15 protein-coding genes and 1 tRNA gene are annotated in these 21,210 nt (G+C 71.5%); 13 read left to right on the forward strand and 3 right to left on the reverse strand.

Annotated features, from left to right (window positions below; translation table 11 throughout):
* The first annotated feature begins 209 nt into the window (after positions 1–209).
* The 11 genes from ACFUNE_RS17365 (at position 210) to ACFUNE_RS17415 (ending at position 15,553) form a co-directional block, all read left to right on the forward strand.
* Positions 210–1,253: a ScbA/BarX family gamma-butyrolactone biosynthesis protein gene (locus ACFUNE_RS17365; protein ID WP_383568009.1), complete on the forward strand. Its 1,044-nt coding sequence runs from the start codon at positions 210–212 to the stop codon at positions 1,251–1,253.
* Positions 1,250–1,963, forward strand: coding sequence for an HAD family hydrolase (locus ACFUNE_RS17370; RefSeq protein WP_383568012.1), 714 nt, complete (start codon positions 1,250–1,252; stop codon positions 1,961–1,963). The genes ACFUNE_RS17365 and ACFUNE_RS17370 overlap by 4 nt, the downstream gene beginning before the upstream one ends.
* Positions 1,960–3,606 carry an FAD-dependent monooxygenase gene (locus tag ACFUNE_RS17375; protein WP_383568015.1) on the forward strand — a complete coding sequence of 549 codons (1,647 nt, stop codon included), beginning with the start codon at positions 1,960–1,962 and terminating at the stop codon, positions 3,604–3,606. The genes ACFUNE_RS17370 and ACFUNE_RS17375 overlap by 4 nt, the downstream gene beginning before the upstream one ends.
* Complete coding sequence (locus ACFUNE_RS17380; RefSeq protein ID WP_383568018.1) at positions 3,587–5,833, forward strand: MMPL family transporter; 2,247 nt, start codon at positions 3,587–3,589, stop codon at positions 5,831–5,833. Before ACFUNE_RS17375 ends, ACFUNE_RS17380 begins: the two co-directional genes overlap by 20 nt.
* On the forward strand, positions 5,830–6,906 hold the full coding sequence (locus ACFUNE_RS17385; RefSeq protein WP_383568021.1) for an NAD-dependent epimerase/dehydratase family protein: 1,077 nt from the start codon (positions 5,830–5,832) through the stop codon (positions 6,904–6,906). The genes ACFUNE_RS17380 and ACFUNE_RS17385 overlap by 4 nt, the downstream gene beginning before the upstream one ends.
* Positions 6,903–8,033, forward strand: coding sequence for an alpha/beta hydrolase (locus ACFUNE_RS17390; protein ID WP_383568024.1), 1,131 nt, complete (start codon positions 6,903–6,905; stop codon positions 8,031–8,033). Before ACFUNE_RS17385 ends, ACFUNE_RS17390 begins: the two co-directional genes overlap by 4 nt.
* 192 nt (positions 8,034–8,225) lie before the next feature.
* The gene (locus ACFUNE_RS17395) at positions 8,226–10,457 is read left to right on the forward strand and encodes an MMPL family transporter (protein WP_383568026.1); all 2,232 of its coding nucleotides are present in this window, start codon (positions 8,226–8,228) and stop codon (positions 10,455–10,457) included.
* The gene (locus ACFUNE_RS17400) at positions 10,457–11,788 is read left to right on the forward strand and encodes a metallophosphoesterase (RefSeq protein WP_383568029.1); all 1,332 of its coding nucleotides are present in this window, start codon (positions 10,457–10,459) and stop codon (positions 11,786–11,788) included. The genes ACFUNE_RS17395 and ACFUNE_RS17400 overlap by 1 nt, the downstream gene beginning before the upstream one ends.
* 306 nt (positions 11,789–12,094) lie before the next feature.
* Positions 12,095–12,589: a hypothetical protein gene (locus ACFUNE_RS17405; protein ID WP_383568032.1), complete on the forward strand. Its 495-nt coding sequence runs from the start codon at positions 12,095–12,097 to the stop codon at positions 12,587–12,589.
* Positions 12,590–12,625: 36 nt separating this feature from the next.
* Complete coding sequence (locus ACFUNE_RS17410; RefSeq protein ID WP_383568035.1) at positions 12,626–14,926, forward strand: hypothetical protein; 2,301 nt, start codon at positions 12,626–12,628, stop codon at positions 14,924–14,926.
* A gap of 63 nt (positions 14,927–14,989) precedes the next feature.
* A complete protein-coding gene (locus ACFUNE_RS17415) occupies positions 14,990–15,553 on the forward strand; it encodes a hypothetical protein (protein WP_383568037.1) in 564 nt (187 codons plus the stop codon).
* Between the two features lie 131 nt (positions 15,554–15,684).
* Here the strand turns inward: ACFUNE_RS17415 and ACFUNE_RS17420 are convergent.
* Positions 15,685–15,757, reverse strand: a tRNA-Ala gene (locus ACFUNE_RS17420).
* 170 nt (positions 15,758–15,927) lie between these two features.
* Here ACFUNE_RS17420 and ACFUNE_RS17425 point away from each other — a divergent pair.
* Together ACFUNE_RS17425 and ACFUNE_RS17430 are read left to right on the forward strand one after the other, a co-directional pair.
* The gene (locus ACFUNE_RS17425) at positions 15,928–16,476 is read left to right on the forward strand and encodes a DNA-binding protein (protein ID WP_103760647.1); all 549 of its coding nucleotides are present in this window, start codon (positions 15,928–15,930) and stop codon (positions 16,474–16,476) included.
* An 89-nt stretch (positions 16,477–16,565) separates the two neighbouring features.
* On the forward strand, positions 16,566–17,966 hold the full coding sequence (locus ACFUNE_RS17430; protein ID WP_383568040.1) for a serine/threonine protein kinase: 1,401 nt from the start codon (positions 16,566–16,568) through the stop codon (positions 17,964–17,966).
* A 5-nt stretch (positions 17,967–17,971) separates the two neighbouring features.
* Here the strand turns inward: ACFUNE_RS17430 and ACFUNE_RS17435 are convergent, their stop codons facing one another.
* Both ACFUNE_RS17435 and ACFUNE_RS17440 read right to left on the reverse strand, forming a co-directional pair.
* Positions 17,972–19,312, reverse strand: coding sequence for a hypothetical protein (locus ACFUNE_RS17435; protein ID WP_383568043.1), 1,341 nt, complete (start codon positions 19,310–19,312; stop codon positions 17,972–17,974).
* Positions 19,309–21,072 carry a VWA domain-containing protein gene (locus tag ACFUNE_RS17440; RefSeq protein ID WP_383568046.1) on the reverse strand — a complete coding sequence of 588 codons (1,764 nt, stop codon included), beginning with the start codon at positions 21,070–21,072 and terminating at the stop codon, positions 19,309–19,311. The genes ACFUNE_RS17435 and ACFUNE_RS17440 overlap by 4 nt, the downstream gene beginning before the upstream one ends.
* Positions 21,073–21,210 lie beyond the last annotated feature (138 nt).

The following is a 21,210-nucleotide window of genomic DNA, read 5'->3' on the forward strand; positions in this document are numbered from 1 at the left end:
CCCCCGGTAACGGTAAAGAGAGCGTAAGCCTCCGGCCGGTCGGATCTCTTGGTATTAACACGCTGTTTCTGCGCCAGCCTCGACGGGCGCCGTGCTTCCGAAGCAGTTCAGCGTCCCTTCCAGCGCCCCGTCAGCACCTCCGGCGAAGGTCCTCCCCAGGAACCGACCCGAACGAGACATCTGCAGACAGGTCCAGGAGGACTTCCGGAATGACACTGCCCGTCGGCCGCCAGTCAGCATCCGAATCAGCCCCCGTCCCCGTCGTCGTCCCGGCGCCCGTGCCGCTCAGCTTCGACTCCACCCTTCCCCGCTCAGTGGTCCACCGGGCCTCCGTGGCGGAGGTGTTCGTCACGGACTCGGTGGAGACCGGCACGCCCGCGCCGGGCGCCACCACCCGCACCTTCGACGTGGCCGCCCAGCTGCCCCGCGGCCACCTCGTCGGCGAGCACCCGGCCGCGTACGACTTCCTGCTGCTCGTCGAGGTCCTGCGGCAGTCCGGGGTGTGCGTCGCGCACCGCCACCTCGACGTGGCGATAGACAGTGCGTTCATATTCAGCGCGCTCAACTTCGACGTGCTGTCCCTGGAGGCGCTGCGCATAGGCGCGCGCCCGGCGCAGACGGTGCTGCACCTGTCCGTGCGGCCGGAGACGAACCGCGGCGGCCGGATCCTGGGCTTCGACTTCGACATCGTCGTGGATCTCGACGGAACACCCACGCTCCGGGCGTCGGGCGGTCTGACCTTCGTCAGCCGCCGGGCGTACGGGATGCTCCGGGCCCAGGGGCTCGGCAAGGCACGGGCCGCGTCCGCCGCGCGCGCCCACCGGCCTGCTCCCGCCGCCCCCACCACCATCGGACGCAAGGACGCCCGGAACGTCGTGCTGACCGAGCCGGCCGTCGGTGTGGGAGGCGAGGCCTCCGCGTTCCTGGTCGTCGACACCGCCCATCCGCACCTGTTCGACCACCAGCTGGACCATGTGCCGGGGAACCTCCAGCTGGAGGCCGCCCGGCAGCTCGCGGTGGCCTCGGTGGCACGGCTGCACGGACTGTCCCCCGTGGATCTGGTCGTGACGTCCGTGCGCGCGCGGTTCACCGACTTCGCCGAGCTCGGCCTCAGCACCCCGGTGACCGCCCACGTCGACGGGGTCCAGCACGCGGAGGCCCTCGGAACCCTGACCGTCCCCGTCGAGGTGCGTCTCGGCCAGGGCGACAGCTCGGTGAGCGAGGTCAATCTGGAGGTGGCCCAGTGGGCGTGACCCCCGGGACCCGGACGGCCACGGCCGCGCTCCCCGACGCACCACCGATCACGACGCTGGTCTGCGACTACGGAGGCGTCCTGACGAACCCGCTCGCCGAGACCTTCGCGGTCTTCTCGGACAGCACCGGCATCCCGGTCGAGGACCTCCAGGTGGCCTTCGGCCGCGCCACCCGGCGGTACGGCGTGAGCCCCATGGCGGAGCTGGAGATCGGCGCCATCCGGGAGGACGAGCTCGTACGGCGCGTGCTGTCCGAGCTGGACACGGACCCCGGCGATGTTCTCCGGGGCCTCCCGTTCGGCGAGGTCTGGTTCCGCGGCCGGCGCACCAACGAGGACCTGACCGCCTTCCTCCGCACCGTCCGGGCAGCCGGTCACCGGGTCGGGCTGCTCACGAACAACGTCCGGGAGTGGGAACCGCGCTGGCGCGCGGCCCTCCCCGTCGCCGAGCTGTTCGACACCGTCGTCGACTCCTCCCGGGAGGGCGTCCGCAAGCCGGACCCCGAGATCTACCGCCGGCTCGTCGCCCGGCTGGACGCCGTCCCGGCCACCGTCCTCTTCCTGGACGACCTGGAGGAGAACTGCGCCGCCGCCCGGGCGCAGGGGATGCATGCGATCCGCTTCGACTCGACGGATCAGGCCGTCCGGGACGTGGGCCGCCTGATGGATCTGCCCGCTCTCACCGAGGAACCCTCCGGAGGTACGTCATGACCCGTTCGCCCACCCCTCAGGTGCTGATCGTCGGCGCGGGCCCGACCGGTCTCACCGCGGCCTGCACCCTGCTGCGGCACGGTGTGCAGGTCAGGGTCGTGGACCGCCGGCACGGACCCACCAGCGCCCCCAAGGCGCTGATCCTGTGGAGCGGCGCCCTGGAGGTGCTCGACCGGCTCGGGACGGCGGTCGCGATCGGCGAGCGGTCGCTGCCGCTCACCGGCGCCTCGTACTGGTCGCGCGGCAGGAGAATCGCCGGGCTGGGGTTCGGCGCCCTGCGCGGCACCCGTTTCCCCGGCCCTCTGTGCGTCCCGCAGCCGGTGACGGAGGAGCTGCTGTACGAACGGCTCATCCAGCTGGGCGGCGCCGTCGAATGGTCGACGGAGGCCGAGTCGGTCACGGTGGAGGCCGAAGAGGCCGCTGTCGTGCTGAACGGCCCCGGCGGGGACCGCAGCACCTCGCGCCCCCGTTGGCTGATCGCCGCCGACGGGGCGCACAGCAGGGTCCGCGAGGAGCTGGGCATCCCCTTCGAAGGCAGCACGTACGCCCGTGACTTCCTCCTCGGTGACGGGCTGCTGGAGGCCACCGGCGCCACCCCGCTGCCCCCCGCCGAGGCGCAGTACCACCTCACTCCGGACGGTGTACTCGTCGTCGTCGCCCTCCCCGAGGGCGGTCACCGGGTCTTCTTCGACCTGCCGGCCGGCAGCGGCGAGGGTCCGCCTGACGACGCCGAGCTCCAGCAGCTCCTCGACGCCCGCGGGCCCGGAGGCTGGACCCTGACGAGCACCGCGTGGACCAGCAGGTTCCGGGTGCACACCAAGGTCGCCGCGGCCTTCAGGTCGGGTCCGGTGCTCCTCGCCGGGGACGCCGCTCACTGCCACAGCCCGGCCGGCGGCCAGGGCCTCAACACCGGGGTGCAGGACGGCTACGACCTCGGCTGGAAGCTCGCGGCGGTCTGCGCGGGTGCGGATCCCGCCCTGCTCGACAGCTACGAGGCCGAACGGCGGCCCAGCGCCGTCCGGGCCGTGGGCAACGCCGACCGGCAGACGAAGCTCTGGCTCCTGCGCTCCGCGGTCTCCCGCTTCCTCCGGGACACACTGCTCCGCAGGCTCTCGGCGAGCGGCGCGCTGGAGAAGCGCCTCGTGCCCGAACTCGCCCAGGTCGACCTGGACCTGACCGGCAGCCCGATCGTCTCGGGAACCCCCGTGGACGGTGTGCGGCCCGGCCGCCGCGTCCCCGACACGGTCCTGTCCATGGTCTACGGCCGGGAGGCCGACAGCCTCCACGGCTACGTCGCCGCCGGCCGGCACACCGTCGTCGTGCTCGGCGTCTCCGGCACCGACACCGTCGCGGTGCAGGCGGCCGAGACGGCGGCGGCGCGTCACCGCGGCACGTCGGGCGGAAACGTCGACGTACTGCTGATCCGGCCGACCGACCGCGGCGACGCCTTCTCCGTTCCCTCGGCTCTGCCCGCGCACGATGTCGCCGCCGGCCGGTACGGCACCACCACGCAGGCCCTGTACGTCCGGCCCGACGGGGTCGTCGGCGCCCGGGTGTCCCTCGACGGACCGGGCCGCATCGCCGAGCTCCTCGCCAGAATCCCGGTCGGCGGTGAGCAGGACCGTGTTCCGCACATCTCGTGAGTCCCGTTCCCCGGTGCGGCGGCGCGGGCCCTGGTTCGTCCTGCTCTTCACCCTGCTCCTCGCGGCGAACTCCGTCGTCATAGGCGCGGACGTCGGCGACCGGCTGCTCGGCGGCGGGACCGACGATCCGTCCTCCGCCTCCTCCCGCGCCGGTGCCCTGCTGGAAGCCCACTTCCCGTCGAGCGCCCCCGATCTGGTGCTGCTGGTCCGCGGCGAGGACGGTGCGGGCGTCGACAGCGAACAGGTGGCCGCGCAGGGGGCCAGGCTCGCCGAACGCCTCGCCTTCGAGCCACGGGTCTCCGGCGTCGTCTCGTACTGGCAGACCGGATCCGAGCGCCTGCGGTCCGCCGACCGCTCCGAGGCGCTGATCCTCGCGCACCTCGAAGGCGACGACGACACGGCGGCCAGGACCTATGACCGGCTGGCACCGCTCTACCGGGGCAGCCCGCCCGACGCGGACGCTCTGGACGTGTCCCTGGGCGGCAGCGTCGCCGTGCAGCAGGAGATCCAGACGACGATCGAAGCCGACCTGCTCACCGCCGAACTCATCGCCCTGCCCCTGACGCTGATCATCCTGGTCCTCGTCTTCGGGGGCGCGGTCGCGGCGCTCCTGCCTCTCGGTGTCGGCGTGCTCGCCATCCTCGGTACCAATGCCGTGCTGCGCCTGCTGACGTCCGTCACCGAGGTCTCCGTCTTCGCACAGAACCTCACCACCGCGCTCGGGCTGGGCCTGGCCATCGACTACGCCCTGCTGATCGTGCGCCGCTTCCGCGAGGAGCTGCACCAGGGAGCGGACCCGCGCACGGCGGTCCGCACGACGCTGCGCACAGCGGGGCGCGCGGTCCTCTTCTCCGCCCTGACCGTCGCGGTCTCGCTGGCCGCGATGCTGGTCTTCCCGCTGTACTTCCTCCGCTCCTTCGCCTACGCGGGCCTCAGTGTCGTCCTGCTCGCCGCCGCGGCGTCCCTGATCGTGCTGCCGGCCGTGCTGCTGCTGCTGGGGCACCGGGTGGACGCCCTCCGCCTGCGCAGGAAGCCACCGCGGACCCGCCAGGAGGGTGGTCTGGTCGAGCGCGTGGTGCGCCGCCCCTACCGGTACGCCGTCACCGTCGCCGCCGTCCTGGTGGCTGCCGGAGTCCCATTCCTCCAGGTCGAGTTCGGGACCGCCGACGACCGGCAACTGCCCGCTGCCTCGGAGTCCCGCCTGGTCCAGGAGGCGATACGGGACGACTTCGCCGCCAGCACGACCGGCGGGGTGGAGATCCTCGCCCGGGACGCGAAGGGACTCGACCGGTACGCGGCGAGGCTTTCCCTGCTCGCGCACGCCGCCGAGGTGGACACCCCGCTCGGCACCTACCGCGACGGCCGCAGGAAGGACGCCGCCACCCCAGCCGACGCCTCCCGCGCGGCCGACGGACTGGTGCATCTGTCCGTGGTCCCGGAGAAGGGCGTGGAGGACGTGTCGCCCGAGAGCCGGCGCCTCGTCGAGGGCGTCCGGGACGCCTCGTCGGGATTCGAGGAACTCGAACCCCTCGCCGGGGGCCGGGCCGCGGTCCTGGAGGACAGCAAGCGAGCCATAGCCGACGGGCTGCCCGCAGCCGGACTGCTCATCGCCGGCACCTCCCTCCTGCTCGTCTTCCTCCTGACCGGGAGCCTGCTGATCCCTCTCCTCTCCGTGGCGTCGGGAGCACTGAGCCTCACCGCCATGTTCGGCCTGGTGGTGTGGGTCTTCCAGGACGGCCACCTGTCCGGACTGCTCGGATTCACGCCCACCGGGACCATCGAGGCGACCCTGCCGGTGCTGATGTTCTGCATCGCGTTCGGCCTCTCCATGGACTACGGCGTATTCCTCCTCTCCCGCATGAAGGAGGAGTACGACCGCACCGGCGACCCCCGGCTGGCCATCGTCACCGGAGTGCGCCGCACCAGCGGCGTCATCACCGCGGCCGCGGCGATCATCGCCGTGGTCTTCGTCGCCATCGGCACCTCGCAGATCACCAACAGCAAGATGCTCGGCCTGGGCGCCGCCCTCGCCGTCCTCGTGGACGCCACCGCCGTCCGGGGCCTCCTCGTCCCGGCCGTCATGCGGCTCGGCGGACGCGCCACCTGGTGGGCACCGGCCCCCCTGGCGCACTTCCAGCAGCGTTTCGGTCTGCGTGAGGAACCGGCCGCCGCTCCGGCCCCGGAGCGGCGGACACCCACAGAACCCGTACTGGAGACAGCGAAATGAACGCGTCCGATCCCGGCCTCCGGCACGGCCGTGTGGTGGTGACCGGTGCGACCGGCCTCCTCGGAACCGCCGTCGTCAACCAGCTCCTCGCCGAGGGCAGGGAGGTGACGGCGCTGGTCCGCGACCCCGCCAAGGCCGCCCGCCAGTTCCCCGCGCTCCCGAAGTCGGCCGTCGTGACGGCGGACATCCGGAAGCCGGAGACGTACCGCGAGGCACTGCCCGGCGCGGCTGCGGTGATCCACACCGCCGCGTACTTCCGCGAGTACTACCTTCCCGAGGCCGACCTGCCCCGGCTCTTCGCCACCAACGTCGACGCCGTCACCACACTCCTGCGGGAGGCGGTCGCCGCAGGAGTGCCCGCCGTCGTCCAGACCAGCTCCGTCAACACCCTCGGCGCCGGGACGGAGGAGGACCCGGCGAGCGAGTCGGCCGACCCGCCACCGGACTGGGAGCGCAACGCCTACCGCGCCAGCAAGGTCCGTGCGGAGGCCGCCATCCGGGCCTTCGCGCGGGATCCCGAGTACGCGGGCCGGATCCGGGTCCCGATCGTCCTCCCCGGCTGGATGTGGGGCCCGGCCGACGCCGGCCCCACCTCGGCGGGCCGGCTCTTCCTCGCCGTCGCGCAACGGGGCATCAAAGCGGTCCCCCGTGCGGGGAACCACGTGGTGGACGCCCGCGATGTGGCGTACGCGCTGGTCAGGGCAGCCGATCAGGGCGAGCACCTGCGGCGCTACATCGTCGCCGGCCGATGGCGGTCCCTCTCGGGGACCTGCGCGGCAGTCGCCCGCGCCACGGGAGCTCCCGCGCCCAAGGAGGTCCCCGCCCGGGCGGCCATCGCGTTCGCGACCGTCCTGGAGACCTCGGCCAGACTGCGCGGCACTCCCCCCGTCGTCACCCGTGAGGGCGTGCGCGCCCTGCTCGACGGGGACCGCACCCGTATCACCTCCGCGCGGGCCCAGCGGGAACTCGGCGTCACCTTCCGCCCGCTGGCCCGGACCGTCGCGGACACCGCCGCCTGGTACCACCGCGCCGGCCTGCTCGACCACGTGACCACAGAGGAGAATGCCGCGTGAATTCCGCCAGGATCAGCCGGCTGCGGACCGTCCTGCTCGGTGCGGCGGCGGCGCTGCTGGCCGTCACCCCGGTGTACTGGGCGAACGCCGTAGCTCCGTCGCCCGGCACGACCGAGGGCCGCACGACGGATGTGAACGCCCCGCAGCAGCAGAAGACATGGACCCTCGACAAGGGCATCTCCGACATCCCTGTCAGCTTCACCGTCCGCAACATCAACCGGACCAAGGCCGCGTGCCCGGTCGACGGCCGCACGTACACCGTCCGCGGGCACCTCACCGCCCCCACCCGTCTCCTGGAGGGCAAGGACACGGACAGGGCCGTCACGCTCTACCAGCACGGCATCGCCGCGGGCGAGTGGTACTGGCGGGTCGAGGCCGACGGCTACCACCACGCGGAGGAGCTGGCCGCACGGGGCCACGCCTCGCTCACCATCGACCGCATCGGTTACGACAACAGCGACACCCTGGACGGCCTGGCCACCTGCATCGGCGGACAGGCCGACATCACCCACCAGATCGTCCAGCAGCTCCGCAAGGGGACCTACCGGAGCGAGGGCACCGGAGAGGGTAGAACCGCGGCCAGGTTCGGCAAGGTCTTCCTCGCCGGCCAGTCCAACGGCGGCCAGATAGCGCAGATCGCCGCGTACTCCTTCCGCGACATCGACGGCCTCGTCCTCATGGACTGGACGGACCGCGGGCTCACCCCGCAGGCCAACGCCCGCTTCTTCTCCTCCCTCCAGACCTGCCTCCGGGGCGGGACCAAGGGATACGTCTACTACGACCTGGGGCCCGCCGAATTCCGTTCGGGCAACTTCCACGACACGGACCCGGCCGTCCTCGGCCTCGCCGTGCCGCACCAGAACCGCCACCCCTGCGGGGACATGGTCTCCCAGCTCGGCGCGGTCCTGGTCGACCTGCGCGAACTGAAGACCATCACCGTGCCCGTCCTCTTCATGTACGGGGAGAAGGACGCCCGCGTGGAGGGCGGCGAGGAGCACCGCGCGCTCTTCACCGGCGCCGAGGACACCCAGCTGATCGACATCCCGGACGCCGGTCACTACATGGGCATGGCCCGCCAGGCCCCTCTGGTCCACGACACCCTCGCCGACTGGCTCGACCGCCGCTGAACCGGCCCGGAAAGCGTCACGGGGGTCCACGGCCCGCCGTACCGCACGCCTCCGCCACACCGCCCGGCCCGGGCCCCTCCCCGGCCGGGCTTCAGCGAATCTTCCAGCGACTGGTCAGCGGGCACGGTCATCGTCGACCGTACGGAGCCCTTGTGCCTTCCTCCCACCCCCGAAACCCAGGGAGTTCATCCCATGCCAGCCACACCGTCCCCGCTCCACCGGCTCGGCGCCTTCGCCGCGGCCCGGCGGCGCACCGTCCTGATCGCCGGTGCGGTCCTCTTCCTGCTCGCCGCGGCCTTCGGCGCGGGGGCCCAAGCAGCCCTGTCCCTGTCGCGCTTCGAGGCGCCGGGCTCCGAGTCGGACACCGCGGAGCAGATCCTGCACCAGGAGTTCAAGGACGGCTCCCCGAACTACGTGCTCCTGGTCACCGCGAAGGACGGCGGGACGGTCGACGACCCGGAGACGGCAGCCGAGGGCCGGAAGCTGACCGAGGACCTGGCCGGACGCGACGGCGTCGACACGGCCGGCTCCTACTGGTCGCGCGGCGCGGACAGCGCCCTGGTCAGTGAGGACCGCTCGCAGGCGCTCGTGGTGGCCTGGCTCCGGGGATCGGCTACCGAGGTACGGACCGAACTGGCGGAGATCACACCCGATTTCACCCGGGACACCGAACTCCTCACCGTGCGCCCCGGCGGCCAGGACGAGGTCTTCCGCCAGGTCGGCGAGGAGACCCGGCGGGACTTCCTCCGCGCGGAGGCCATCGTCATCCCCGCCGTCTTCCTGCTGCTCCTGTGGGTGTACCGCCGCTGGTCGGCCGCCGGGCTGACGCTCGGCGTCGGCTTCTTCTCGGTGCTGGCCACGCTCGCCATGGTGCGCGGCGTCACCGCGTTCACCGAGGTCTCCACCTTCGCCGCCAACCTCGCCCTCGTGCTCGGTCTGGGACTCGGCCTGGACTACAGCCTGTTCGTCATCTCCCGCTTCCGCGAGGAGATGGCCGCCACTCCCGGCGGCAGCGTCGCCGACCGGCACGCCGCGGTCGTCCGCACCGTCGCCAGCGCCGGACGCACCGTCCTGTTCAGCGGCTTCACGGTCGCCGCCTCGCTCGCGGCCCTCTTCCTCTTCCCCTTCCCCTTCCTCCAGTCCTTCGCGTGGGCCGGCATCGCCGTGGTCGTGTCCGCGGCGTTCGGCGCAGTCGTCCTGCTGCCCGCCGCTCTGGCCGCTGTCGGCCGGCGCACCCTGCGGCCGGGCCGGACCGAACCCGCCGTGGAGAGCGGCCGCTGGTACCGCAACACCCTGAAGGTCATGCGCAGGCCGCTCCTCTACGGCCTTCCCGTGCTGATCGCCCTGCTCGCCCTGGGCGCGCCGTTCCTCGGCGCCCGGTTCGGCCTGCCCGACGAGCGGGTGCTCCCCGCGAGCGCGTCCAGCCGCATCGTGCAGGAGGAGATCCGCACCGGCTTCGCGGCCGAGGAGACCGACGCGCTCCAGATCGTCACCACCGGCGAAGCGGCGCAGGACGGCTCGGACTACGCGGAGCGACTGTCGCAGGTCCCCGGCGTCTTCCAGGTGGACACCGGAAGCGGCACGTACCGCGACGGCGGGCGTGCGGGCGCCACGGCGGATCCCGGCCGCTTCGAAGCCGGTGAGCACACCCTCCTGACGGTCGTCCCCGACCAGAAGGCGCTGGCCGGCGACATGGCGCAGTTCGTGGAGCGGGTGCGCTCGGTGGACGCCCCGTACACCGAGGTGCGGGTCGGCGGGTTCCCCGCCGCGATGACGGACTTCCGCGGAGAGCTTCTCGACCGCCTCCCCTACGTCGTCGCCCTGATCCTGTTGGTCACCTTCGTCATCCTCTTCCTGATGACGGGCAGCCTGCTCATCCCGGCGAAGGCCACGATCGCCAACATCCTCAGTCTCAGTGTGATGTTCGGCGTGCTGGTCTGGGTCTTCCAGGAGGGCAACCTCTCCGGAGTCCTCGGCTTCACCGCGAGCGGCCGTATGGAACCCAGCATCCCCATCCTCATGTTCTGCATCGCCTACGGGCTGTCCATGGACTACGAGGTGTTCATCATGGCCAGGGTCAAGGAGGCGTACGACCGGACCGGGGACAACACGCGCGCGGTCGCCGAAGGCATCCAGCGCAGCGCCCCGCTCGTCACCTCGGCCGCCGCGATCCTCGCCCTCACCTTCGCGACGTACGCCACCGGCGGTGTGGTCTTCCTGAAGGAGCTGGGCATCGGCATGGCACTGGCGGTCCTCGTCGACGCCCTGCTGATCCGTACCCTCCTCGTCCCGGCCTTCATGGGACTGGCAGGCAAGGCCAACTGGTGGGCACCGGCTCCGCTGCGCCGTCTGCACGCCCGGTACGGGATCAGTGAGGCGCCCGCTGCCGAGACTCCCCGCCAGGACCTGATCGAGGCCAAGTAATGCTCGCACCCCTGGTGAACCTGCTCATCGTCGTGGCCTCCGCGCTGATCCACCGCTGGCTCTGGGTCCGGCTGGTGCGCGACACCACGCGCCAGGGAGGCAGGGCACGCCGGGTGGGAACCGTCGCGACGGTCGCCTCCGCAGCCCTCGCGGCCGCCCCGCGCATCCTCGTCCCGGCTCTCGGCCCGGACACGGGACGGCCGCTGGCCTGGGCGGGGTACGTCTGGCTGGGAGTGCTGCTGTACCTGATCCTGGTTCTGCTGGTGCTGGAGATCCCGCGTGCGGTCCTCGGGATCCGGGCGCTTACCCGGCGGCGGAGCGGGCCGGCGCGGCCGCCGGCGGCCGCGGAGCCCGTAAGGGTTCCGGCGACGACCGTTTCACGTGAAACAGAGGGAGACCCTGTTTCACGTGAAACAGAGACAGCTTCTCCGAGTGCCGGACCGACGTCCGGAGAGGCGGGCGACGGCCCCGGCGGGGACCGGGACACCGGCCCCGCGCGTCCGGACCGGCGCCTCTTCCTGAGCCGCGCGGGCGCGCTCGCCGCAGGAGGGATCGCCGTCGCCACCACCGGTGCCGGCATGCGGACCGCGCTCGGCGACCCGGTGATCAAGCGGGTGCCCATCCGCATCGCCGGTCTGGCACAGCCGCTCTCCGGGCTGCGGATCGCGGTCGTCAGCGACCTGCACCTCGGTCCGCTGCTGGGACGGGGCCACACCGAGCGCATCGTCCGGATGATCAACGGCCTGGAGGCCGACGTCGTGACCGTCGTCGGGGACCTGGCGGACGGCAAGCCGTCCCAGCTGGCCCCCGCCGCCCGCCCACTACGCCACCTGGAGTCCACGCACGGCGCCTTCTTCGTCACGGGCAACCATGAGTACATGTTCGACGGCGCCGAGGCGTGGGTGGACGAACTGCACGACCTGGGGGTCACCACGCTCCTCAACGAACGCACGGAGATCCACCACCACGGCGCCGTGCTCGACCTGGCCGGGGTCGAGGACCTGTCCGCCACCGAGCACGGGCGCGGGCCTGACTACGAGCAGGCGCTCGGCGGCCGGGACACCGGTCGGCCGGTCGTCCTCATGGCGCACCAGCCGGTGATGATCGAGGAGGCCGCACGGCACGGGGTAGACCTCCAGCTCTCGGGGCACACCCACGGCGGTCAGATGTTTCCGCTCACCCAGCTGACCAAACTCGCCAACCCCGTCGTCTCGGGCCTCGGGAAGGTCGACAACACTCAGCTGTACGTCACCAACGGCGCCGGATTCTTCGGCCCGCCGGTACGGGTCGGCGCCGATCCCGAGATCACCGTGATCGAGCTGCGGCCCTGACACCGTCGCGGGCGGAGCCGGGGCGCCTCCCGGCCCCGCCCGCCCCTGGGTGAATGCGCCTGACCGAACGCCGATCGGCCCGGCATCCTTCCGAGGGCCGCCGACGCACAGACCGGCCCCGCTCGGACGATTTAAGGCATTCGAGCCGCATCCCTCCTGGAGCCTCCACGAGATATGCACAACTGCTCTTCACGGATACGGACTCCGCCCCATGTGAACATCCTGGCGAATTGCTAGCTTGGCCTGGAGCCGAGGCGTCCACCGGACGCGACGGGACGGGACAGGGACGCGGGGGAAGGGTTGTCCATGGCATGGGACGAGTGGGAGCAGCTGAAGGCGGACGCCTCCGAGCGGCAGGCGACCGGGATGCAGTTGAACCAGCTCGAGCCCGGCGGCGGAGGCTCGGCGGCTCTGCCCGGGCAGACGGGCGATCTCAAGGTGGGCCACGACGATCTGACGAAGATCGGCAGCCAGGCCCACGGCCTCTACGACGACCTCTGGAACAAGGCCCGGGTGGCCATTCCCAGCAGCGACAAGGCCGCGGGTGACCTGAGCGGCCAGGGGTTCGCGCTGGGCGGCGGGCTCAAGCACGTGTCGAACCGGTGGGACGAGCAGCTGAAGTCGCTCATGGACGCGTGCGCCCACATCTCCAACCACATGCAGGTGACCAAGAACGTGCACGCCGGTGACGAGCACTACATCCAGCGGCAGGTGAGCAGCATCGACGCCCTGGATGCCGGATTCGACGAGCGGGCCGGCGAGCCGGGCGCGAAGAACCCGGCGTACGAGCCGAAGAAGTAGCAGCGCGCCCACAGACGTACAGGAGAACGACAACTCATGGATCTCGACGCGCTGCGGTTCGCCAACTTCTCGACGCTGGACGACGCCGTCTCCGACTGGAACCTGCTCGTACGACACCTGGTGGAACTGAAGAAGCAGGCCGAGGACGGCCTGCACAAGGCCGCCAACACGGCCGACTGGGCCGGCATGAACGCTCAGGTCACCAAGGAGTTCATCGGCAAGACCGCCGGCGAGTTCAGTGACGCCCACACGCAGGCCAACACCATTCACAAGATCCTCAGTGACACCCGCGACGAGCTGAGGCAGTACAAGAAGGATCTCGAGGCCGCCATCAGCCGCGGGAACAAGAAGAATCTGACCGTCACGAGCACGGGCGGCGGCGGCTTCACCGTCACCATGAACATCCATCCTGACCGGGCAGCCAAGGGCACCTCGGTGCCGGAGCACAGCGAGAGCGATGTCACGGCACTGCGTGACGAGGTGCAGGGGATCCTCAAGAAGGCCTCGGAGAGCGACGACTCGGCGAGCATGGTGCTGACCGCGATCGCCGATCAGGCCAAGATGGGCTTCTCGGACGCCGACTACAAGGACCGCGACTCCGCGGCGGAGGCCGTCAAGGCGGCGGAGGACCTCGCCAAGATCGCGGCGAAGAACCCCAAGGACCTCACACCGGCCGACTTCGACAAGATCGACGGCGGCCTGGCCAAGTACAAGGACGACCCGCTGTTCGCCGAGCGGTTCGCCACGCATCTCGGGCCCACGAAGACCCTTGAGTTCTGGCAGGGCATCAACGACCCCGCCGTGAACCCGAACGTGGGCCGCGAACGCCTCGACAAGCTCGACGACCTCCAGCGCAATCTCGGCATGACGCTCGCCACCGCCACACAGAGCGACTCCGCCGACATGACGAGCTGGAAGGGCAACATGATCAAGCTCGGCGACCAGCCCATCGGCCGGGACGGCGGCGGCCCCATGGGCTTCCAGGTCATGAGCAACCTGATGCGGACCGGCGACTACGACGACCAGTTCCTCAAGAGCTACGGCACCAAGCTCATGGAGACGGACCGCAGGCTCACCGGCAACGGCGAGCACGCGAACCTGGCGTGGCAGCACATGGGCATGGACCCGTGGCTCAACCGGATCGGTGACGACAGCGGCGACGACCCGCTGACCGGCTACCTCAAGGGTCTGTCCAACAGTCCGGACGCGGCGACCGACTTCTTCAACGAGGAGTACGTCTCGAAGGAGGACTCCCCCTTCGAGCGCGACACGGACGGCAACGGCAAGAACGGGAAGGTTCCGCTCTCCAACTTCCAGTACCTGTTCGAAGAGCGGGAATGGCCGCAGGAGAGCAACCTCAAGGGCGACGATGACAACACCGGCCGCAACAACCTCGCCCTCGCCCTGGAGGCCGCCACGACAGGGCATCCGGCGGGCGAGTTGCCGACGGCGGACACCCCGGCCCACGACGACGGGCAGACCAAGCTCTTCGAGTCCATCGTGTCCTCCGTCTCGGACGACAACGAACGGCTCACCAAGCACGGCTACATGTCCGACAGCATCGGACAGATCACCTCGGAGTACCTGCCGGACATCAACCGGGCCATGACCGACGACCAGGACGAGGACACCAACAAGCTGTTCCCCGTGGCCGGCAGCTCCGCCACCCTCAACCACCGAGATGTGAACGCCCTGTTGGTCACCGTCGGACAGAATCCTGAGGGGTACGCGGCCGTGGAGGTGGCCAACAAGTCGTACATGGCGAACCTCATGGACTACCACATGAACCCCGACCTGCCGGCCGGCGAGCGCTACTCGAACGACACACAGTTCGCCATCGAGCAGATCGCCCACGGCTCGGGCGAGGTGTCCGGCACGCTGGCCATCGGACGTCAGGAGGCGGTCGCCGGCCCCGCCGAGGAAGCCGACAAGAAGTTCGACCAGTCCGTGGGCCAGTGGAAGAACGCCGTCTCCGGAGGCATCGGCACGGGCATCGGCGTCGGCACGTCGTTCATCGCCAGCCCGATCGGCGGCGCGGTGGCCGGCGGCGTGGCGGGGACGGCGAGCAGCATGGTCCTCGAAGCCCTCTTCCAGGACGCCGAGGGTCACGCCAAGGACGACGCGGGGTCCGTCATGGGCGAGAAGTGGGAGAGCGGCCTCGACCAGAACGCGGGGTACACCGAGAAGGCCGTGGAGAACGCGGCGAAGGCGCACCACCGTGACGACCTGATGGACGACAGCATCGACGAGAAGGCGCGCGCGGCCGCCCAGGAGGGGTTCCGGGCCGCGGGTACGAACACCGACTTCATGTCCCCGCACCTGAAGACGGACATCTGATCGCATGTCCGAGGACGGCGCCCGCCGCGTCGTCCCCTTCCGAACCTCGAAAGGCTTTCCGCGTTGTCTGTCCGTGGATCTCTCCGGCGTCACCGGTTCATCGGTGCGACCGTCTCCCTGTCGGCCGCCGTCGTCCTCGCGTCCACCCTGTCGGCGTGCTCGGGCGACAGCGACGACTCGGCCGAGAAGAAGTACACCGTGCCCACGTCACTCTGCGGGGTCGCTGTCGATCCCGCACTGGTGAAGGCCTTGCTCCCCGGCGGCGATTCGGTCTCGTCGGCCTCCTCGCAGCCGAACGGCGGGACGACTCGCTGCGACGTGTCCGTGGACGGCAAGGCGGCCCTGCGCCTCGCCCAGGCATGGTGGGGGGCGGGAGAGACCGCGGCGACGGTCGCGCAGGGGTACGCCGACACCGACGGCGGGACGGCGTCGGACGACTCCCGGTTCGTCCACACCGGCAAGGCCGCCGTGGGCAGGACCGCTTCCTGCACGTCGTCGGCCCACCCGGAGCAGGACCTCTTCGCGGTGATCCAGGTCCTCGGCTCGGGCATCGACGACCCGACGGCCATGAAGAGCCTGGTCACCGACTACACCGAGGCGGTCGACCGGTCTGCGGCATGCCGGTGATCCCGCCGCACGGCGGGGGACGGCACGTCGCCGGTACCGACGTGCCGTGACCGACGCGAGGTGCCCGCCACAACACACGAAAAACCCCTCCGGTCTGCGATTTCCGCAGACCGGAGGGGTTTTTCGGGATGTGGAGCCTAGGAGATTCGAACTCCTGACATCTGCCTTGCAAAGGCAGCGCTCTACCAACTGAGCTAAGGCCCCGAAAAACCGGACACCGCAGGACACATCCATGCCTCGACGTCCGTCGCAGAACAGAGTACCGGGTGACCCCCCGAATCCTGCAAAAGGATTGGGACTCCCGGCCTGCAACCGCTCTCCGTAAGATGCACACGAGGTTCGCAGCAGCGAAGCCGCAGCGAAGGGGAGACGCAATGGACGCAGCACAGCAAGAGGCGACGGCTAGAGCCCGGGAGCTCCAGCGCAGCTGGTACGGAGAGCCGCTGGGGGCGCTCTTCCGCAGGCTGATCGACGACCTCGGTCTCAATCAGGCGCGCCTCGCGGCGGTGCTGGGGCTGTCCGCACCCATGCTTTCCCAGCTGATGAGCGGGCAGCGGGCCAAGATCGGCAACCCTGCGGTCGTCCAGCGGGTCCAGGCACTTCAGGAGCTGGCCAGCCAGGTGGCGGACGGCAGCGTCAGCGCGGGGGAGGCCACCGACCGGATGGAAGAGATCAAGAAGTCTCAGGGCGGATCGGTCCTGACCAACACCGGCCAGACCTCCACCACCGGCGGTGCCCCCACCGTGCGGCGCGTGGTCCGCGAGATCCAGTCGCTGCTGCGGTCGGTGGCCGCGGCCGGCGACATCATCGATGCGGCCGACTCCCTCGCACCGGCCCACCCCGAGCTGGCAGAGTTCCTCAGGGTGTACGGAGCGGGACGCACCGCTGACGCGGTCGCGCACTACGAAGGCCACCAGAGCTAGGCCGGGACGGCCCCGGGGCGGCGGGGCCGTGGCAGTATCCCGACAGCCGGGGCACGAACCGAAACGGGAACGGGAGCGGGCGCAGCGCAATGGGTGAGGTCTTCGCTGGTCGGTACGAGCTGATCGATCCGATCGGACGTGGTGGGGTCGGGGCGGTCTGGCGCGCATGGGACCACCGGCGCCGCCGTTATGTGGCGGCCAAGGTCCTGCAGCAGAGCGACGCGCACACGCTGCTGCGCTTCGTCCGCGAGCAGGCGCTCCGGATCGAGCATCCGCACGTCCTCGCCCCGGCCAGCTGGGCCGCGGACGACGACAAGGTCCTGTTCACGATGGATCTCGTCAGCGGGGGCTCGCTGGCCCATGTCATCGGTGACTACGGCCCGCTGCCCCCGCGATTCGTCTGCCTCCTGCTCGATCAGCTGCTGTCCGGGCTGTCCACGGTGCACGCCGAGGGGGTCGTGCACCGCGACATCAAACCGGCCAACATCCTGATGGAGGCCACCGGAACGGGCCGGCCGCACCTGCGGCTCTCCGACTTCGGCATCTCGATGCGCAAGGGTGAGCCGCGCCTGACCGAGACCAACTACGTGGTGGGAACGCCCGGTTACTTCGCGCCCGAGCAGATGATGGGAGCGGAGCCGGACTTCCCGGCGGACCTGTTCGCCGTCGGCCTCGTCGCGCTCTACCTGCTCCAGGGCCGTAAGCCGGACGCCAAGGCGTTGATCGAGTACTTCGCCGAGCACGGCACTCCGGGCGCCCCGCAGGGGGTACCGGAGCCCTTGTGGCAGGTTCTCGCCGGCCTGCTGCAGCCGGACCCGCACGCCCGCTTCCGTACGGCCACGGGGGCGCGCAAGGCCCTCACGGCCGCGGTCGAGATGCTGCCGGAGGCCGGACCGGGCGAGGAGCCGGTCGAGGTGTTCGACCAGATCGGCCCCCTTCCCGCGGGGTTCGGCCCCGACGGCCCGGAATCACCTGACAGGGGCCCCCGGACACCCGCACAGTCCGTCGGCGGCCCCCCGTCGGCGCCACAGCCGCACACGCCCCTCGACGCAGGCCCGCAGCAGCACACGGGGCACCAGCCGTACGCGCCACCCTCGTCGATGTCGGAGACGGGCAGCTTTCACCTCGCACCGCCGCCCCCGCGCCCCGCACCCCTGGACCAGCAGACGCCGTCCTCCCCGCTTCCGGCCCACGCGGCGAACCCCCACACGGCGGACCCGCACGCGGCGAGCCCGCTCACAGCGAACCCCTACGCCGCCGGAGCCTCCCCGGACCTCGCACAGGCCCCCACGGCCGCCGTGCCGTACGGGGCGGCGCAGACGCGCGCCTACACCGCCCAGCACCCCCAGGCTCCCCGGAGCGTCTCCCCGCCCGCGCCACGGCCGTCCCCCGCGAAGCGGCCGGGACCGCCCCCGAAGGTGGCGGTCCCGGTACTGCTGGTGGCTCTGGTCTGCTTCGCCGTGGGGATCTGGGCCCTCACCCAGGCCTGAGCGCCCTACCAGACCTGCGGCGGACCCCCGAGCGGCGCCTGCCCGCCCGGGGTACCCGGCGGCACGGCGGCGGGAGCGGCCCGGCGGCGTGCCAGCAGGGTCCACGCACCGAGCCCGAGCACCAGCACGGAGCCCGCGCCGATCCCGGCCGCGGCCACCGTCCTCATCGTGGCGCTCCTTTCGGCCGCAGCGTCGCTCTGACCGGTCTCGGCCATGTCCCTGTCGTCGTCGGTGACCCCGAAGATCCCGGCGTCCCCCTGGTACGGCGACGGCTTGCTGTCGTTGACGACCTTCACCCTGAGCGTCAGCGCGAGGCCGTCGTCCCCGTAGTGCTCGGCGACATCGGGCGAGAGCGTCGCCGACAGGTAGTACCAGCCCGCGAAACGCATGGCGCTGACGTCCGCCGCGGAGTCGTAGCGGTTCTCGTACGCCACCGGGGGCAACGGGTCCAGGGCCACCGAGTTGGACGCCCCGGAGTACGAGAGGGTCGCGTCGTCCACGTGGCCGTGGGCCGGGTTGTCCAGCGCGAGCGCAAGGGCGTTGCCGAGGTACTCGGTCGACTTCTTGCTGTTGCTCAGCGCGGCCGTGGCGAAGATCTGCTGACCCCAGTCCACGGGCACCCGGTAGAAGCGGGTCTGCCCCGGCGCGATGGTGTCCACCCACTCGCCGGACCCCAGGCTGGTCGCGTCGTGGAATCCGCTGCCGCCGGACCTCTCCTGCTTGCCGGCAGGCGGCACCGGCGACGCGGATGGCCAGTCCTCCGGTGCCTCGGTCGGCAGTGACCCGCCGTCCTTCGGCGCCGGTTCGGTCTCGTAGCGCAGCTCGAGGTCCCAGGCCTCGGGCGACGAGGTCGCCTTGCTCTCCCGCTCGATCAGCACGTTGTACGTCCCGCCCGCCGCACAGGTGGTGCTGTCCTTCTCCACGGTCCGGTGGGCGTACGCGGCGATCGGGCGCGCGAACTCCGCCGACTCGAAGGCCGCGTCCTCGGAACTGCACACGTTGTCGTCGAGGTCCCTGACGCTGATCGTGATGCCGTCCCCGTAGGCGACCTTCCCGCCGGCCTTCGGCACGGCCACGGCCGAGACGTACGCGTCTGTCCTGGCGCCGAGCTCCAGGCGGTAGTAGAGCTTCTGGCCGCTCTTGACGGAGCTCCTGTAGACCGACCCGGGCTTCAGCTCCGCCGCGTCGGAGTTCGTCTCGACGCCCTGCACCGATACCGCCGCGGGGTCGAAGGTGTACGCCGCGGGGCCGTCGGCCGCGTGCGCCTGCCCCGGCAGTGCCGCCACCGCGCACACCGCCGCGACCGTCGCGAGCGTCACCCGGCCCCTGTTGCGCTGCCTGTTCACGCGCTTCCCCTCGTCGTCTGCGTGCCTGCTCTGCGCCGGCTGCGTACGAGCAGGAGACCGGAGATCGCAACGACCACGGCACCCGCTCCGGCAGCCGTCGCGATGCCGGTCCATCCTGCCCCGCCCCCGCCACCGCTGTCTGCGGCCCCCGCCGGATTACCGGGATCGCCCGACTCGGCCCGTGCGCGGGCCCCGTGCTGCGGACCGGCCAGCTCGTCACCGAGCACCGCCACCCGCAGCACCACTCCGATCCGTGGGTTCTCGGCGATCTCGGCCGCCTTCGCCCCGAGGGTCACCGCGATGTAGAAATCTCCCCCGGCATGCACCGGCCGCACCGCTGCGGCGGACTCGTAGCGGTTGGTCCACGCGACCGGGACGGACCCCATCCGCAGCGTCGCCGGCCTCCCGCCGTACAACGCCGTCGAACGGAACTCGCCGCCGCTGCCGACCGGGAGGCGCGCCGGGGTGAACAGCTGCGTCCCACCGTACGAGTAGGTGGCGGCGGCGCCTTCCACGGTGGGCTCGTTGGCGAACTCGACGTCGTAGCGCACCTGCTGGCCCCAGCCTGCCGGAACCTTGTACCAGAGGGTCTGCGACGGAAGGATCCGGTCCCGCCACACGCCCCGGCCGAGCTGCACGGCGTCGTTGAAGCCGGTTCCGCCCCGCACGTCACGCGGGTCCCCCGTCGGCAGCGGGGCCTGCTCGCCGCCCTTCCCGTACTCCGGCTCGGACTGTGCCGGCGTGACTCCGCCGGCCAGCGGCTTCTCCACGCCGTACACCAGCTCCAGAGGCCAACGGGCCGTGTCGGAGTCCTTCTTGCTCTGTCGCTCGACCACCAGCAGGTAGCGGCCCGCCTCGTCACAGGTGCGGCTGCCGTCCTCCGAACGGATCCGGGACACCGCCGAAGTCAGCGGAGTCGCCCCCTCCTGCTGGAGGAAGCGTGCGGTGTCCGACTCACAGGTGGTGCCGGCGCCGCCGACGAGACGGGTGCTCAGGGCGTCGAGGCCGTCGACGGCCGCACCTGGCTGCGGGACCGCCGTGGCCGCGAGGTCCGCTGTGGAGACGGCATCGAGGCCGACGGCGTAGTACCGCTTCTCGCCGGGGCCGATGCTGTCGAGGTACTGGCCGGGAGCCATCGTGGGAGCCTCGTCCGCGGCGGCCCCTCCATCGATCCTGTCGCCCTTCAACCGGTAGCCGCCTGCGGAGAGTTGTGCGGACCTCTGCAGCTGACGGGCGAGCGCGTCAGCGTCCGGCGCGTCGTAGTAACGCCCGTTCCCTGCCTCGGCGATGCACTCCAGCTGCTCCCGGGCCGCACCCTCGACCTGGAAGCCCACCGTGTCGATCCGCAGCCCGACGCCGTCCCTGCCGAGCTGTTCTGCGACCTCGCAGGGGCTCGGCCCACCGCAGTTGTCCTCCCCGTCGGAGATCAGGAGGATCGTCCGCGTCCCGACCGCCCCGCCCGACGGGGCGGGAAGGTCTTCGGCGGCCTTCCGGAGGGAGAGCCCGATCGGGGTGTCCCCGCGGGGCCGTACGCCCGCGACGGCCTCCTTGACGGCCGCCCGGTCCACCGCGCCCACCGGCCGGACGAGCCGGGTGTCCGTGCAGCCCCTGGGCCGGTCGGCGCCGTAGACCCGCAGGCCGGTCGGATGCCCGTCGGGGAGCGCGTCGACCACGGCGCCCACGGCTGTACGGGCACTCTCCATCCGGGTCCGGCCCGTGCCGTCGTCGTCCCCCATGGAGCCCGAGGAGTCGAGCACCATGACGAGGCTGCCGCCTGCGGGACCGTCCTGCGCGGCGGGGGTGGGGGGCCCCCCGGGGCCCCCCCCCCCGCGCCCCCCCCCCCCCCCCCCCCCCCCCACCCCCCCCCCCCCCCCCCGACACCCCCCCCCCCCCCCACC

The sequence above is a fragment of the Streptomyces sp. NPDC057287 genome (assembly GCF_042667905.1).
Taxonomy (GTDB): domain Bacteria; phylum Actinomycetota; class Actinomycetes; order Streptomycetales; family Streptomycetaceae; genus Streptomyces.

Bases quoted from the DNA above. Each gene is read 5' to 3' on its own strand.
- ACFUNE_RS17365 (WP_383568009.1), top strand. From the start codon at position 210: ATGACACTGCCCGTCGGCCGCCAGTCAGCATCCGAATCAGCCCCCGTC.
- ACFUNE_RS17375 (WP_383568015.1), top strand. From the start codon at position 1,960: ATGACCCGTTCGCCCACCCCTCAGGTGCTGATCGTCGGCGCGGGCCCG.
- ACFUNE_RS17385 (WP_383568021.1), top strand. From the start codon at position 5,830: ATGAACGCGTCCGATCCCGGCCTCCGGCACGGCCGTGTGGTGGTGACC.
- ACFUNE_RS17395 (WP_383568026.1), top strand. From the start codon at position 8,226: ATGCCAGCCACACCGTCCCCGCTCCACCGGCTCGGCGCCTTCGCCGCG.
- ACFUNE_RS17400 (WP_383568029.1), top strand. From the start codon at position 10,457: ATGCTCGCACCCCTGGTGAACCTGCTCATCGTCGTGGCCTCCGCGCTG.
- ACFUNE_RS17405 (WP_383568032.1), top strand. From the start codon at position 12,095: ATGGCATGGGACGAGTGGGAGCAGCTGAAGGCGGACGCCTCCGAGCGG.
- ACFUNE_RS17410 (WP_383568035.1), top strand. From the start codon at position 12,626: ATGGATCTCGACGCGCTGCGGTTCGCCAACTTCTCGACGCTGGACGAC.
- ACFUNE_RS17425 (WP_103760647.1), top strand. From the start codon at position 15,928: ATGGACGCAGCACAGCAAGAGGCGACGGCTAGAGCCCGGGAGCTCCAG.
- ACFUNE_RS17430 (WP_383568040.1), top strand. From the start codon at position 16,566: ATGGGTGAGGTCTTCGCTGGTCGGTACGAGCTGATCGATCCGATCGGA.
- ACFUNE_RS17440 (WP_383568046.1), bottom strand. From the start codon at position 21,072: ATGGTGCTCGACTCCTCGGGCTCCATGGGGGACGACGACGGCACGGGC.